At 66.1% G+C, this 14,449-nt stretch carries 14 protein-coding genes; 8 read left to right on the top strand and 6 right to left on the bottom strand.

Features of this window, described 5'->3' with window-relative positions; translation table 11 throughout:
- Nucleotides 1-3 precede the first annotated feature (3 nt).
- From LXN57_RS40815 to LXN57_RS40780, 8 genes are all read left to right on the top strand, one after another.
- Complete coding sequence (locus tag LXN57_RS40815) at nt 4-1,521, top strand: SCO6880 family protein (RefSeq protein ID WP_251803675.1); 1,518 nt, start codon at nt 4-6, stop codon at nt 1,519-1,521.
- Nucleotides 1,518-3,086, top strand: a complete 1,569-nt coding sequence (locus tag LXN57_RS40810; RefSeq protein ID WP_251803674.1) for a putative type IV secretion/conjugal transfer ATPase — start codon at nt 1,518-1,520, stop codon at nt 3,084-3,086. Before LXN57_RS40815 ends, LXN57_RS40810 begins: the two co-directional genes overlap by 4 nt.
- Entirely contained in the window at nt 3,086-4,942 is a 1,857-nt protein-coding gene (locus LXN57_RS40805; RefSeq protein WP_251803673.1) for a type IV secretory system conjugative DNA transfer family protein, read from the top strand. The genes LXN57_RS40810 and LXN57_RS40805 overlap by 1 nt, the downstream gene beginning before the upstream one ends.
- Entirely contained in the window at nt 4,942-5,556 is a 615-nt protein-coding gene (locus tag LXN57_RS40800; protein ID WP_251803672.1) for a hypothetical protein, read from the top strand. The genes LXN57_RS40805 and LXN57_RS40800 overlap by 1 nt, the downstream gene beginning before the upstream one ends.
- Entirely contained in the window at nt 5,553-5,852 is a 300-nt protein-coding gene (locus LXN57_RS40795) for a hypothetical protein (protein WP_251803671.1), read from the top strand. Before LXN57_RS40800 ends, LXN57_RS40795 begins: the two co-directional genes overlap by 4 nt.
- A complete protein-coding gene (locus LXN57_RS40790; RefSeq protein ID WP_251803670.1) occupies nt 5,852-6,133 on the top strand; it encodes a hypothetical protein in 282 nt (93 codons plus the stop codon). Before LXN57_RS40795 ends, LXN57_RS40790 begins: the two co-directional genes overlap by 1 nt.
- A complete protein-coding gene (locus tag LXN57_RS40785) occupies nt 6,130-6,579 on the top strand; it encodes a hypothetical protein (protein ID WP_251803669.1) in 450 nt (149 codons plus the stop codon). The genes LXN57_RS40790 and LXN57_RS40785 overlap by 4 nt, the downstream gene beginning before the upstream one ends.
- Nucleotides 6,580-6,664: 85 nt before the next feature.
- A complete protein-coding gene (locus tag LXN57_RS40780) occupies nt 6,665-7,657 on the top strand; it encodes a VldE C-terminal domain-containing protein (protein ID WP_251803668.1) in 993 nt (330 codons plus the stop codon).
- A gap of 404 nt (nt 7,658-8,061) precedes the next feature.
- Here LXN57_RS40780 and LXN57_RS40775 read toward each other — a convergent pair whose 3' ends face one another.
- The 6 genes from LXN57_RS40775 to LXN57_RS40750 form a co-directional block, all read right to left on the bottom strand.
- Entirely contained in the window at nt 8,062-8,721 is a 660-nt protein-coding gene (locus tag LXN57_RS40775; RefSeq protein ID WP_251803667.1) for a hypothetical protein, read from the bottom strand.
- Nucleotides 8,722-9,120, bottom strand: coding sequence for a hypothetical protein (locus tag LXN57_RS40770; protein WP_251803666.1), 399 nt, complete (start codon nt 9,118-9,120; stop codon nt 8,722-8,724).
- Nucleotides 9,121-9,674: 554 nt separating this feature from the next.
- Nucleotides 9,675-10,904 carry an AlbA family DNA-binding domain-containing protein gene (locus LXN57_RS40765; RefSeq protein WP_251803665.1) on the bottom strand — a complete coding sequence of 410 codons (1,230 nt, stop codon included), beginning with the start codon at nt 10,902-10,904 and terminating at the stop codon, nt 9,675-9,677.
- 202 nt (nt 10,905-11,106) lie between these two features.
- Nucleotides 11,107-11,862 (bottom strand): hypothetical protein, encoded by a 756-nt coding sequence (locus LXN57_RS40760; protein ID WP_251803664.1) that lies wholly within the window; start codon nt 11,860-11,862, stop codon nt 11,107-11,109.
- A gap of 543 nt (nt 11,863-12,405) precedes the next feature.
- Nucleotides 12,406-13,728: a hypothetical protein gene (locus tag LXN57_RS40755; RefSeq protein WP_251803663.1), complete on the bottom strand. Its 1,323-nt coding sequence runs from the start codon at nt 13,726-13,728 to the stop codon at nt 12,406-12,408.
- A gap of 12 nt (nt 13,729-13,740) precedes the next feature.
- A complete protein-coding gene (locus tag LXN57_RS40750) occupies nt 13,741-14,145 on the bottom strand; it encodes a hypothetical protein (RefSeq protein WP_251803662.1) in 405 nt (134 codons plus the stop codon).
- Between the last annotated feature and the right edge of the window lie 304 nt (nt 14,146-14,449).

Genomic DNA, 14,449 nt, shown 5'->3' with positions numbered 1-14,449 from the left:
CCGATGAGATTTCAGTTCCCGCCGCGCTCAACCCGCGGAGCGGTCCTCGGGTTCGCCTGGTCGCAGATCACCCTAGTCATGGCCGGTGTCATCGCCGCCGTCGTCGCCCTGAACCTGCTGGTCGCCGGCCATCGTGGAGCGGCGATCGGTGCACTGGCGGGCTGCGTGCTGCTGGTGACGCTGGGCCTGCTGCGGTTCAAGGGCCGGCGCGTGACCGAGTGGGCGCCGGTCGTCGCCGGAGCTCTGCTGCAACGCCGGGCCGGGCAGAACGAGTACCGCGGCGGTCCGTACGCGCCCAGCAGCGTCGAGCGGTGGATGGACCTGCCCGGCCCGGCCGCCGCCTACGTGTGGCTGCCGGCGACCGCGACCGACGGCACCACCCAGATCGGGCTGCTGCATCACCGCAAGGAGAAAACGGTGACCGCAGCACTGGTCTGCTACGGCACCAACCTCATCCTGGCCGACCACGACGTGCAAGCCCAGCGGCTGACCGACTGGGCGCAGCTGCTCAACATCCTCGGCAGTGAGTACGCAGACGCCGGGCTGATCCGATGGTCGGTGACCTCCCGCGCGGTACCGGACACCGGCAACGCCGCGCAGCGTTACCTGGTCAACCGGGCCGTCGACACCACCAGCGCGGCGTACCGGTCCCTGGCCCAGCTGACCGCCGCTGCGGCGCCAGCGGCGCAACGCCACGAGATCTACCTGTCGGTGGTGTTCGACATCGCCCGGCTCTCCGGGGAGATCACCCAGGCCGGGGGGACGGACGCGGCGATCGCCGCGGTGGTGCTGGACCGGCTGACCGGTATCGAGTCCGCCGTGATCGAAGCCGGTATCACCACAGGTGGGTGGCTGTCGCCGCGCGCGTACGCCGCGGTGATCCGTACGCAGTTCGACCCTGATGATCAGGAAGTCGTCGACCTGCGTGCCAGCACCACCCCGACCCGCGACGGCCCGACTGCGGCGGGAGGCGAGCCGCGGCTGGCCGGGCCCGTCGCCGCCCGCACGGCGGGTTGGAACACCTACCAGCACGACTCGGCATTCTCGAGAACGCTGTGGGTGGCGCAGATGCCGCGGCAACTGGTCGACGCGACGTGGCTGAGCCCGCTCTACATGCGCACCACCTGCCGCCGCACCGTCACCCTGGTCGCGCAGCCGGTCCCGGCCGCGGTGGCGCAGCTGGCCACCCGCCGGGAGAAGGTGTCCCGCGCCGGCGATGAGGTCACCAAACGCAAACTGCGGCTGGTCCGGACCGCCCGCGAGGACGACGAGGCCCGCGCTGTTGAGCAGATTGACCGGGAGCAGGCCGCCGGGCACTCGCGGTACCGGTACGCGTTGCTGGTCACCGTCACCGCTGCCACAATGGCCGACCTCGATCGTGATGTGCGCTCGGTGAAGCGGATCCTGTCGCGGGCGGGGTGCGAGGCCGTCGTCCTGGCCGGGGAGCAGGACCAGGCGTTCGCCGCCGGGGCGCTCCCCTTGGCGCGTGGGTTGAAGCCGGCCCGGGGGTGGTCCGCGTGAGCCGCCGGCTCCTGCGCCGCGAGGGTTCCCTGTCGGATCGCATCGAGCAGCGGGCCGCCGCCCGTGATCTCGCCCGTGCGCAGGCCGCACTGGAGCGCGAACAGCGGGCGGTGGTCCGGCAGGAGGATCGGCTGCTCGGCCCGGTCCTGGTCGGCCGGCACGGCGCCTACGGCCGCGCGGCGGGACGGGTGTTCTGGCAGCTGCAACTACCGCCGCTGACCACCACCTCGGCCCAGCTCTGCAGCGTCTACCCGTTCGTGTCCGACCCAGGCCTACCCGTTGACGGACCGCTGATCGGGTTGGAGGTCTACTCCCGCTCGGCGTTCACCTTCTCGCTGCATGAGCTGTACCGGGCCAAGGTGATCACCGCGCCGAACATGGTCGTCACCGGCGAAATCGGCACCGCGAAGTCGTCACTGCTGAAAACGTTGGCTTTCCGCGGGGTGCCGTTCGGGCAGAAGTTCTACATCACCGACGTCAAAGGCGAGTACGAGCAGCTGGCTGGCCTCGCCGGGATCAAGCCGGTACGCATCGGGCCCGGCCTCGGCGTCATCATGAACCCCCTCGCCGGAATCCGCAGGCATCCGCACCAGACCGAGGAGCAGTGGCGGCAGCTGCAGCGCTCGCGCCGGCTGCTGTTGCTCGAAGGACTCCTCGAGATCCAGCTCGGCGGGCGCTTGCACGAAGCGGAGCGCTCGCTGGTGGAGTATGCCGTCGACGCGGTCACCCGCGAGCAAGACACCTCCGCCGATCGGATGGCCACCCCCACGCTCAGCGTGGTCCTGGCGGCCATGGGCAAGCCGGAGTTGTGGGCGCACCGCCTCGACGGGCTCCACTACCCCGTCACCGTGTTCGTCGATGATTCCCGGCGCGTGCGTCTGGCATTGGAAAGGCTCATCTCCGGTGCGCTCGGCGGAGTGTTCGACGGGCCCGTGGAATCCAACGCCCGCCTGGACTTCACCCAGCCCGGCGCCATCTTGGACCTGCGCACCATCCGCGCCTCGGACCAGATGACCGCGATGGCGATGACCTGCGCCCAGTCCTGGCTGGAGACCGAACTGTCGGCGCCGGATGCCCCGCCGAGGGTCTGCTTCTACGACGAGTTCGCGCTCATCGCTCGCCACCTGCCGCTGATTCGCCGCATGCGGGAGCAGTTGAAGTTGGCGCGGGCGTTGGGTATCGCGAACGTGCTGGCGTTTCACCGCTTCTCCGATTTGGCGGCGTCGGGGTCGGCGGACTCCGAACAGGTCCGCATCGCCCGGGGGCTGATCGAGGACTCCGGTGTACGGGTGTCCTACCGCCAGGCCACCGGAAGTCTGGAGCAGGCCCGTGAATTCCTTGGCACCTCCGACGTCGAAACGGACCTGCTGCGTTTTCTGCGCCAAGGCGTGGGCCTGTGGAAGATCGGCACCCGTTCCTTCGTCGTCAAACACCAGCTCAGCCAAGCCGAGACGGCGATGGTGCACACCGACAGCCGGATGGAAGCCGACGAGCCCGCCGAGCCGGTCGACGGAGCGGACTATGACGCCCGGCTGGCCGCCGCGACTGACGGGGCGGCGGCGTGATGGCCCGTCCGCCGCTGTCCTCACCCGGTCACCGGCCGCCCCGGCAGGGCCGTGCCCGCGCCGACATCCTCGGCCGGCTGATCCTGCTCGTGCTGTTCGTCGTGGTTGCCGTGGTCGTCGTGGTGTCGCTGTGGACGGCCGGGCAGCTGTCCGCGCTGCTGGTGCACCACCGGTGGGCGGACACCACCATCGGGCAGACGCCCGGGATCGTGGTGCGCCTGACCGCGCACCTGAGCCGGCCTGCCGACGCGTGGCCGGCGACCGCCCGCCCTGTGATCGGTGGGCCGTGGCTGCTGTATCCGCTGTGGGCGCTCATCTTCTTCGGCCTGCTCGCCGGGATCGGCGGGCCGGCCCTGCACCTGGCCAAGACGCGGATGCGCCGCAGCGGTTTCGCCACGAATGCTGATCTGCACCGCACGCTGACCGCCGACGCGGTCCGCAAGCGGGTCGACGTGGTGCGTCCCGGGCTGACGATCGTCGACACCGACGACCAGCTCACCCGTGCCGCGAAGGATTCCCGGCGCGGTGACCCGCTCGAGGTCGCCCGGTTTTTAGGCAACGACGCCACCAGCGGCCGGCCGCTGTACCTGGCCAACGAATACACCCTGCTCGCCGCGGCGGTGCCGCGCTTCGGTAACAAGACCACCCGCTACGTGATCCCAGCGGTCGCAGATGCGCGCGGTGCGGTTCTCACCACCTCGACCCGCTTGGACGTCGCGGAGATCACCTACGACCGCCGGGCGGCGATCGGCCCGTCCCACATTTTCGAGCCGCAGGGCGAGATTCGTGGCGTGCCCCGCATGGCGTGGTCGCCGATCGAAGGCGCCGACGACCAGATCGTCGCCATGCTCCGAGCGAACGGCTTCGCCGCGGGCTCCGGTATCGGCGACGAGAGCGTGGAGAACGGCAAGTGGTTCCGCGACCAGGCCGCGACGATCCTGCGCGGTCTGTTGCACGCCGCCGCCCTCGATGAGCACGCCACCATGCTCGATGTCCTGGCCTGGTCGCAGAACCCGTCCAACTCGCGGCCGGAGCGGATCCTGCGGGCGCACGGCGTCGATTCGTGGGCTGACCGGCTGGCCCGGCACCGCGAAACCAGCGGCCGGGCCCGCGACACCATCCAAACCGTTGTCTCCGGCGCCCTGGACGCGTTCAACGACCCCCGAGTCTTGCTGGCCTGCTCACCGCCGCGGGGTACGCAGTTCAAGCCGGTCGACTGGCTGCGTGAATCCGGCACCATCTACCTGGTCGGCACCCGCGACGCCCAAGCCCTGATCGCGCCGCTGCTCGCCGCCTTGAGCGAGGACATTCTCTACCAGGCCAAACGCCTCGCGCTGACCGCGCCGGGCGGGCGGATCGAGCCGACGCTGTATTTCATCGGTGACGAGATCACCAACATCGCACCCCTGCCAAGTTTGCCCAGCTTGATGAACGAGGGCGGCGGCTCGGGCATCGCCGTGTCGATCTTCGCGCAGAACCTGCACCAGCTCCGCGAACGGTGGGGCGACAAGGGCGGACGGGCCATCGCCGACTCCGCCAGCGCCCGGCTGCTCATCGGCGGCAGCAGCGACGTCACCGGTATGCGCGACGCCCAAGCCCTGGCCGGGCAGGTCACCGATATCACCTCCAGCCACTCTTGGGGCGGCGGCCGCGCCTCGGTCAACGAAAGCACCCGCCGGGAGAACCTGCTGGATCTGGCCGACCTGCGCACCCTGCCCGAAGGCCGCGCGCTCGCCCTGGTCGGCAACCTCCCACCGGTCGAGCTCGCCGTGCCGGCGTGGTGGGAACGCCCCGACGCAGGCGAGTTGACCGCCGGCCGTGACGCCTTCCGCAAACGACTCGCCGAGGCAGCCTGATGGACGCCTTCGACTTCCAGCTGCCGGACAACCCGCCTGCGGACATGGTCGCCGTCGCGCAGCTCGCCGCGACCGTGGCCCGGCTGACCGAGGCCGTCGACACCCTGCATCAGCAACACCTCGCCCTGACCGACACCGTCGCCCGCGACCAGAACGCCGGACCGCGCAAGGCCCCGCTGAACACTCCATGGCCGCTGCGCTGGACCGAGCTCAACCGCGACGCCGCCGCGCAGGCGTGGGCGTGGCTGATCGACTGGGTCGGCTGGGCCGTCGACCGCTACCAACTGGCCGAAGAAATCCCCGCCTGCTGGTACCAGCACCCGCCGCTGATCGAGGAACTGACCGCGCTCGCCGCCGCCTGGCACACCGCATACGACGACACCGCACCGGCCGACGGGCCGCTGCTGTGGCACGAACGCTTCGCCCGCGCCCGCCTGCGGCTGCGCGACTGGGACGACTACACCCGCTGCCGCAACGGCACCCACACCGATCGACACCTCGACCTCACCTGGCCCGCCGCCTGGCGTGAGACCGCGGTGCTCATCGCCGATGCCGACCTCACCGGTCGGCCATCCGCGCCTCCGGCCGGTAGCCCGCAGGAGGCGACGTCATGACCATGCCCGCCGAAGTCACCTCGGACGCCGCCTGGGACCGCCTCACCACCTTGCTGCGGGCCATGTACGGCGACGTCGACGCGCTCTACCAGCGCATTACTGAACCCGAAGCCGACGAGGAAACCAAGCCGGAGGAGACCAACCCCGTGAGCGATCCGAATGCCGAATACGAAGCGGAAGGTCGCGCTGCCGAGTACACCGACGAACAACGCCAGCGCCTCGACGCCGAGACCGACGGCCGCCTTGACGGCGACTACGACACCGACGTCGACGACGAACCCAATCTGGGGGACTGATGCCTGGCCACCCCACCCTCGCCCACGGCTCCGACGTCACCGTCGACGCAATCACCGGCCAGTCGGTCGGCGAGAACTATCTGTTCTACCTCGACATCCTGCGCGCGCTCGACGACCAAGGCGCCGCGGTCAACGTTGCGCTTCTCGAGGCGCACACCGCCGACACCACCGAGCAGCGCCGTGCCGCGCTGACCAGGCTGCACACCCGGCTGCGCGACATGGCCGCCACCGCCAACGACGCCCTCGGCGCCTGGCCCGAACCCGCCGACGGACCGGCATGAGCCGCCGCCGGCTGGCCGTCGTCTGCGGTCTTGTCGTCGCCGTGACGGCGGGCTGCAGCTCGGTCGGTGGCTCCACCGCGCCGAGCGCGCCAGCTGTGACCGTTAGCGACGGCCATGGTCCTGCCGTCAGCGGTCCACGCCGTAACGCCGCGTTGCTCGCAGCGTTGACCTACGTCCGGTTGTGGGCCCGCCCCACGCAGGACCGCAAGGCCTGGCACGCCGGCATACGGCCGATGGTGACGCCGGCCTACGCGCAGCTGCTCGCGAATACCGACCCGGCGCAGATTCCCGCCCGCGTGGCGACCGGCAGCCCGCGCCTGGTGTCGGCGGACACGGCTGTGGTGGTTGCGGACGTGCCGACCGACGCAGGCCTCATCCGGGTCACGGTCGCCAGCACCGGCGGGCGATGGCTGATCGACAACGCCCGTCTGGCGCCGACGCCATGACGCAACAGACCACCCGGATGACTGACACCGCGGGTCCTGGGGTCGCGTCATCAGGCACTGCTGCCTGCACGCCTCGGCGGCGGCCATGACCAACCGCGCCGTTGCCCTGGTAGTGGGGGCCTTCCTGCTCGTCGGCTGCTGCCTCGCCGGGCCCCTGCTGGTACTGACCACCGTCAACGACGAGTGCGTCCCCGCGCCGGCGATGTCCTTAACCAGCAGCCAGCCTGCCGAGCAGTGGGACGCCGAGCAACTGGCCAACGCCCGCACGATCGTCAGCGTCGGCGCCGAACGGCGCATCTCGGCACGTGGCCAGATCATTGCGCTCGCGACCGCCATGCAGGAGTCCGGGCTGCGCAATCTCGCCGGCGGTGACCGCGATTCCATCGGCCTGTTCCAGCAACGCCCCAGCCAAGGCTGGGGAACCCCGTCTCAAATCGGCGATCCTGTTTACGCCGCCGGCAAGTTCTACGACAAACTCGCCACCATCCGCGGCTGGCACACCATGCCGCTGACCGACGCCGCGCAAGCCGTCCAAGGCTCTGCTCTCCCGAACGCCTACGCGAAGTGGGAAGACGACGCCACCACTCTGGGCCAACAGCTCGGAGCAGATCCCGGCAGCGCAATGGACTGTGCTGCCATCACGGCTGGCATGGCGGATGCGGTCACGCGCCACCCCGACGGCTCCTGGCCGGAGGAAAGCTGCACCATCCGTCCGGATCCGACCACCGGCTCAGGCTGCTTGACGCCACGGACGTTGCACCTGGTGCAACAAGCCACAGCAGCCGGGTTCCCGAAGCCGGGCTGCTACCGCGTCGATGATCACGGCGAGCATCCCCAGGGCCGCGCCTGCGACTGGATGATGACCGCCGGCGGCGAAGCGTCCGGAGCCCAAAAGGCCCGTGGTGACGCGATGGCCGCATGGGCCGTTGCCAACGCCGATCGCCTCGGCATCCGGTACGTCATCTGGTTCCGCCGCATCTGGACCCGCTCCGAAGGCTGGCACGCCTACAACAACCCCTTCGGCGGCGACGACCCCTCCGGCTGGCACACCAACCACGTCCACATCAGCGTCGAGTGAAAAGATTGAAAGTGTCATTTTATGATGGATTCGCACTATTGGCCAACGTCCGACGAAGCTGTCATCAGCGGGAACTTCATCCGCGAGGAGACCTTACCGTTATGGCCCTAGTTGTCCATGGATCGCCCGGGTGGCCACCTAGTCTTCTTTCATCAGAAGAAGGATTCGTTCTCGAGGTGAAGGGTGTCGTGGGTGGCTGTTCGGGTGGTCGATATTCCAGGCGCGGCGCAAGTCCAGCGGTAACTGGACCGCGAAAATAGCCCGGTATGCCCTACCCATTCACACCATTCGAGTACCTGTACTGCCCGGCAACCAGCAACAGCCCAGAGGGATTAGTAGCCGATCTCAGTGCACCGCGCCGACGCTCAAGAACCGAAGGAGCGTCAGGTCGACTGCGGCCCGCGCTATATCGTGTTATGCCGAAAATCAATGCTGAAAACATCTCCCGAGGCGGAGTAGTTTAGAATCTTCGAATCGGTTGAGTACACGAGCAGAACAGATGGCGGGAAGGCTTCAACCGTGGCGCTGGGCCACATCGTAAAAGGAGTGGAACTTGGACCGACATACATGCTTAGTTCCCTACGTACACCCAGTGCGGCCCTGACCATATGTTTCTGGAAAGAAGTGTTCTTGCACTCCACTCCGATAGCTACCTGGTCGTGGTGTGGGCGCCCCGTGACCCCAGCAGGAACAACGACAATATCCAACTCATGGTAATGGCCTGGCATTAAAGCTGGGGCGCTTGGGTTGAGCGTGAAGGTTTGGCCTATGAACTCTACGTCCGTCCAGACCTCGAACTCCTTCACGCTGCCCTTCATCAGCACGAAATGAGGATAACTAGCGTTGATCGGCCCCGGGGATGACTTCAACGTCAGCATATTCGAGCCCACAAAAGCCGGCGCCAGCGACTCATGAATTCGAAGGCTGTCCAAGACTTCGGCCAAAATCCACGCCTCATAGAGCTTGCCGCCGGTCAGGCGCCTGCCAAGCAGATTCCTGCGCGCTCCATAGCCCTTGATAATCCTGTTGATGCGAGTCTTCGCCTGCCCAGATGTCAAGGCCATCTACATCTCTTCTCGCAGTAGGGCGATAAGTTCGTCAATTTCGGAAACGATCTCATCGAGTTCACCGTCGCCGGTCAGGTCAAGCCGAGGCACGCCGTAGGTTGCGTTATCGACTTCGTCCAGCGTTACGGCAATACCAGTAAAGCGGAAATCTCCGTGCTCACCTACCTGATTCAATCGATCCAGTGTCCTTCGAGCCGCCTGTGCGCTCGACCAGAAAACTTCATTGCGGAGGCCTTCGAGATAGTCGAGCAGCTGCTGAAGCGGGTTAAATGACACCTCGCCATTTTCGTTCCTCGGACGCTCCTCGACCAGAGCGTCGTCGAGATCCGTGCCGCCCTCCTCGCGTAGCAGCTGTCGGGTGTAGCGCAGGAGCTCGGCGTAGTCTTCTCGGTTCATCCGAAACCACCTATCCTGCTTCGCTACCATGTGACCGGGAATCTGTGCCCGACCAAGTAAAGCGGACGGACAGATAAATCCCAGTATGACAGAGCCTGCCTGAACACGGGCGGTGACCGAGGTTCTTCACCTGCCGCCGACCGTGCGTGGCGCCCGAGAATAAGTCATCATGCCTGGTGGCTCGCCCGCAGCCTCTCGCGACGTCTGCGATTCTTGAGGAGATGGGAATAGGCGTGGCTTCCTATTCCCAGCCCTCTGGCAATCGCCTGCCCGTTGGACTCCATTGCTTCGCTTGGTCGCTGCGCGTCACCGAAGGACCGGGCACCTTTAGGATGCCGGCGGAAGTCATCATTCCGGGATTTCCTACATGTACAAGTCGACCGCGACATTGGAGTTCATTCGACGGGCCCAACAGCGCTGAGGGAGAACTGTGACCGAGCAGGAGCAGACCTCCTGCGGCTCGTCTTCCCAGCCGGTCCAGGTGCATGGCGGGAGTAACGCGTGCAGGCCCTTGACGGTCCCGACCAACTACCGCCTGCACCCATCCCAGTGCTCTAGTCGTCGAGGAGTCCACGGTAGGCTGTGGGCGCAGTTCCCAGTCCGCGCATCAGCCGGTCCACGAGGCGTTTCGTTACAGCCCCGGGTCGCGAGCACAGTTCGGATGTCACGGCCTCCGTCGATCGAAGGTACTGCTCAGCGTTGAACATCGGGCTGTACCCCTGGAAGTGGGTGGACGACGCGGGCAGGCCCCGGGTCCGGGTGACACCTGTGGCGAGTAGCCACTGCCCTCCGTAGCGGTACTCACGACCGATGTCGCCAGCTAATTCGACGACGCCGCGAGAAAATAACACAATGCCGTAGTCGTTGAGTGCCGAGTGATCCCGCCGGATGAACGTGCCTTTGCCGCAGAACAAGGCAACGGTACCGTCGTCCTGCACTTCCAGGTCTATCAGTTGATCTTCGGGCTCTTCGCTGAATTCTCTGGGTCGGTACTGGCGGCTGGGCAGTCCGCCGGAGTGCCAGGCGGCTCCCTCTGCTCGTTGCGTAGAGTGCGATGCATGCTGCCAGTTCGGTACAGCGTTTCCCGGCAGCCGTCGCGCCAGGGCGTGGACCAGCTGGCCGATGGACCGGTCCTCAATGGCCGACGTCAAGAGATCTGGCCGGGACACACGCGGTTTGGCCACGACGTAGACATGTCCGTTGAGGTGCTCATCGGTGGGCCCAACCGGGTCGCGTGCGATCTCGACCTGGATGAGCTGTTCGGCGGTGAAACGGTGCGCTGATCGGACGGTGACATGACGCTCGACCTCGGCGTCTGAAAGGAAGTGTTTAGTCGTGTCACCGCGGCCGTAGTACCGGCCGTCCACCATGTGCGGCGCTCCGGCGCTGGGCGGCACCTCCACCAGTAGCAAGCCTCGGGTGTCATCGCCGGCGACCGGTATTGGCCGGCAGGCCACATACAGCGGCGGGTCACACCGCGAGCGCGCCAGCTGACTGACGCGCTCCGGCAAACCGCGAAGGTCTTGCGGGGCCAGGGTGACCTGTTGACTTCTCTTGTCCTCATCCGCGCCGATGATGAGCGCGCCGCCGTCGATAGCGAACGAGGCCAGTGCTGCGGCGATCTTCTTCCTCGCCTCGTCGCTGGAACCGACCTCCCGTTTGAAATCGAACCAGTGGTTCTCACGGAGAGACCCATCGTCGATCGCTTCTTGTACGTCCTCGGTGGTCTGCGGCGCCCATCGAGGGAGCGCGGGCCCAAGGTACAGCGGGAGCGGCTGCGTCATGCGGTCATCTAACCCGAACCCCGCTATCACTGTTGCGGGTGCACCGCCGTCAGCTGGCTTCCGTCCTTCACGACCGATGCTCTTCTACCTGCCGTACACGGGCGGAGAGATTGCGCCTCGCCACGCAGTAATTTATCCGGAACGGTGTTGCAGCGAGCCAGTCCACCCAAACAGCGTGGCGGCCATGAGACGCGACGAGTCATCACTCGCCTTCCGCGGCCGCAGCGGCATAGGGAGCGGCCAAGAGCTTGACGAGATAGTCGCCGTACCCCGTGATCTCGTACTCAGGCTCCCAGCCTCCGTTGGGGGTGTGGCCCTCGCCGACCTTCGTGATCAGGCCGTGCCGTTCCAAGACCACGACGGCTCCCCACGCAGCGTCCGCCAGACCGGAGTCAGCGCCCGCGATGCTGTAGGGATGCCAGCGCCGGGCGCCTTGTGGGTCGACGCCGTGAGCGATGGCGTACTCAGCAAGGTGCCGTGGTGCCTCACTCATGATTCGCAAGACACGGATATGGACGGCATCTAGGTCAGCAATGACCCGGGCGTCAGCGAGTTCGCTGTCGACCTTTGTTCCGGTGTCATCAGCGGCGTTGGCCAAGACGCGGCCGAGGGCTCGCCGCTTGTCGCGCATCGCGCTGTCCTGCGCTGCGCTCAGCACCCGTGCCAACAGTTCCCGATGCTGTTCATCGCGGGCGAGCTTTTCGACGAACATCTCGAACTCGTCGTCCTCGACGCCGGCCGCCTGAGCCGCGTCAGCGAGGGTCTCGGCGGCGTTGACCATTCGCTGCCGGAAGAACCGCTTGTCCAGGTATACGAAGGCACGTTCGAGCACAGGGGTCAGCGCCGCCCCGGCTAGAGCCCCACCCGGTCCTGCCAAACCAACAGCGGCACCGACTGCTCCCGCAGCGGCACGAGCAGCAAGGGCCCGGGACTTTTGATCATCATCTTCGCCGGTCATGCGTCAAGTATCGACGGCGGCGGCAACGATACCGAGCGCCAATAGCGGGTCGATCGATGTCCGCTGGCTTCTGGCCTTCACGACGACCCACTGCGGTGAGCGGGGCTGTTGGGCCTGGTACCGCCACCAACCTACTAGCCAGCGGGACAGGTGGAGACAGCTATTCCGACGCGTTTGTCCTACCGGCAAAGTCGTCGCTGTGGTTGCTCAGACTGACGCCTCGCATTGCCTTGGGCCCGAATACGCGTGGGAATACCTGACCTCCTCAGTAACACCGGTCCCCAGCAACGTTGCAGCCCTCGTGGCCTCGTCGGGTGCGGAACTGGCCCGCAGGCAGTAGCCCCGCAGTCGTGCCTCCGCTACAGAAAGCTTGCTTGCGGCTACGGAGCAGTCCGACGCGACGAGGGATCGGTCACCCGGCCCGACTCATTGAGACCGTTGGAATATCTGCACTTCCCCGGCGACTTTCGAAAATGGTAATACCGGCAACGAATCAGTGAGCCGCACAACGGAAACTAATTCCTAGATGAAATATGTCGATGGCTACCAGCCGGTGAGGGGATTGTCGCGTGTCCGTGACTCGCTGGCATTTCGGCGCACGTCTCCCAAGTCGAGGGAGAACGCAGAGGTTTCGACGACCTGATTACTCGAAACCGTCGTCACAGGAGGCAGCGATTCGGTCAGCGGGCGGAGGCTAGGAATGGGAACATCCGTCCGAAAGGCAGCTATATCGGTGACCTGCTCGTTGAGCTGGATCACGTCGCCTACACCTAGGCCGTCGACGTCAGCAACAACCATATGGACGCCTGGGGGCGGCATCGGACACCACACTCCGAGCCGCAACTTACCCGCTGGCTCAAACTCCAACTGCTCGACGGCCACACGCAGATGCTCCTGGAAAAGTTTGGAGTCGCACTGCTGCCTGGGCGGCGGACACAACAGGTCGGCAAGGCTCCCGGCCAGATCGGGCTGCACATGCAGCAGCGCCGCAGCGCTGGGTGACCGCGGGATCCGGTAATAAAACGACGATTCTTGTCGACTGAAGTCGCCGACCTGAAGGCCGACGACGTCTGCGAGCAGAAGCTCCCGAAGGAAATCGAAGAAGCCGGTCCGGCGGGCGACGACTAGACGATCACCGTTGGAGGAGCCAGGCGCGGTGCTCAGACGCTCGATCAGCCGCGAGCGGAGTTCAGCGCTGTCGGGGTCCGCGCGTAGCGCCCGTACAGCGCTGGTCACGCGGGACGACGCTAGCAGCGCGTCAAATCTGATCGTCATAGTGGATGCCTGCGCGATGAACGTCGTCCGTTGGACGCCGCCGTCGCCGATCTGAGCTGCCCGTACGCGCCTAAGTTCGATGACCGCAGCCTGCACAACGCCGACTGCCGCGTCGTCAGAGGGCAGCCATCGGGTGGCGTACTTTGGGGTCACTTGAGCGGTAGGTCCGGTGTTCATGACCGGGGAGGCCGGATATATCCCCGAGGCGTGAACGGCTCCGACCTGGCCGCCGGGCGCGGGGCCGATGGTCTCGGACACGCCGTGAACGAAGTCACTAACCGGCGGTAGTGCGCCGATAACCTCCTCCGCGCCGATCAACCTTATTGACAGCCCTCCGCCGCATGGCTGAAGCGTTACCTTGACGTGCCCGGGCGTACTCCCGCCAAGCAGACTCTGGCTGGCCCCGGGCTCGATCTCCGGTACCTGGTCGCTGACGCCAGCGGTGTCTCGCATCGGGTCGGACATCCAGAAGTGGGACACCACGTCGTCGCCGTACTCAATGACTCGGTGTAGCAGGAGCACCATTTTGGCGCCGGGCCCGCACAGCCACAGCAGTCTGATACGGACCTTTGCGGACGAGGCTTGGTTCATGGCTTAGCCCACCTACTTGCCGCGCCGGGGCGGTGGTGTCCCACGCTTTCCACGAACATGGCGAGGTTGAGAGCCGACAAGCATGAAGCTGCCTTGGCCCGTTTGAATATTTTCGATCTTGTTGGCATGTACCGACGTCCCACCCGATACCGGTGGCTTGTCGCTACCTTGACGGTCTGCATTAGGGCCGGCTGGTGCTCCTTTGAGGTCTTCGCGAAGGTCATTGCTACCCGAATCGGGCAGCGGCAGCAGATATGGAGCGCCGAGAGCCAAGATCGCTGCAACCGCGGCTACGCAACTGGCGACTTTGTCCGACTTGTCAATACCTAAAATGCTTAGGTAAACGGTCAAACTGGTGACAATGATCGCGAAAATTCCGCGTCCAACCCAGATCTGACGGGAGGTACGAAGAATCATGCGGGCCCGCCTTTCGCCGCTCGGGTTTACCGCCCCAGACAAGCCAGTGTAGACCCGGCAAGCACACTCGGTACATGTACGGTAACTTTAAGTGTTGACACGGGGCGGTAGCGGCGGTGATCGGATGCCGATGTCGACGAGCGATTCGCTGGCATGCGGGTCGGGGGTGAGCCAGGGCCTTTGCGTGTTCAGGCAGCGGTGGCATGACCTGGGGATACGCGGGTGATCGGCCTTTGTGGAGGGTGCTCAGGGCGGGTGAGATCGCCTAGGTGATCATGGGAGTTCTCACGCTTCCAGCCACCCT

Source organism: Paractinoplanes hotanensis (genome assembly GCF_023717965.1).
In the GTDB taxonomy this organism is placed as follows: Bacteria; Actinomycetota; Actinomycetes; order Mycobacteriales; family Micromonosporaceae; genus Actinoplanes; species Actinoplanes polyasparticus.
The sequence above is the reverse complement of the archived record's forward strand: the minus strand, read 5'-3'. Positions and strand labels throughout refer to the sequence as shown.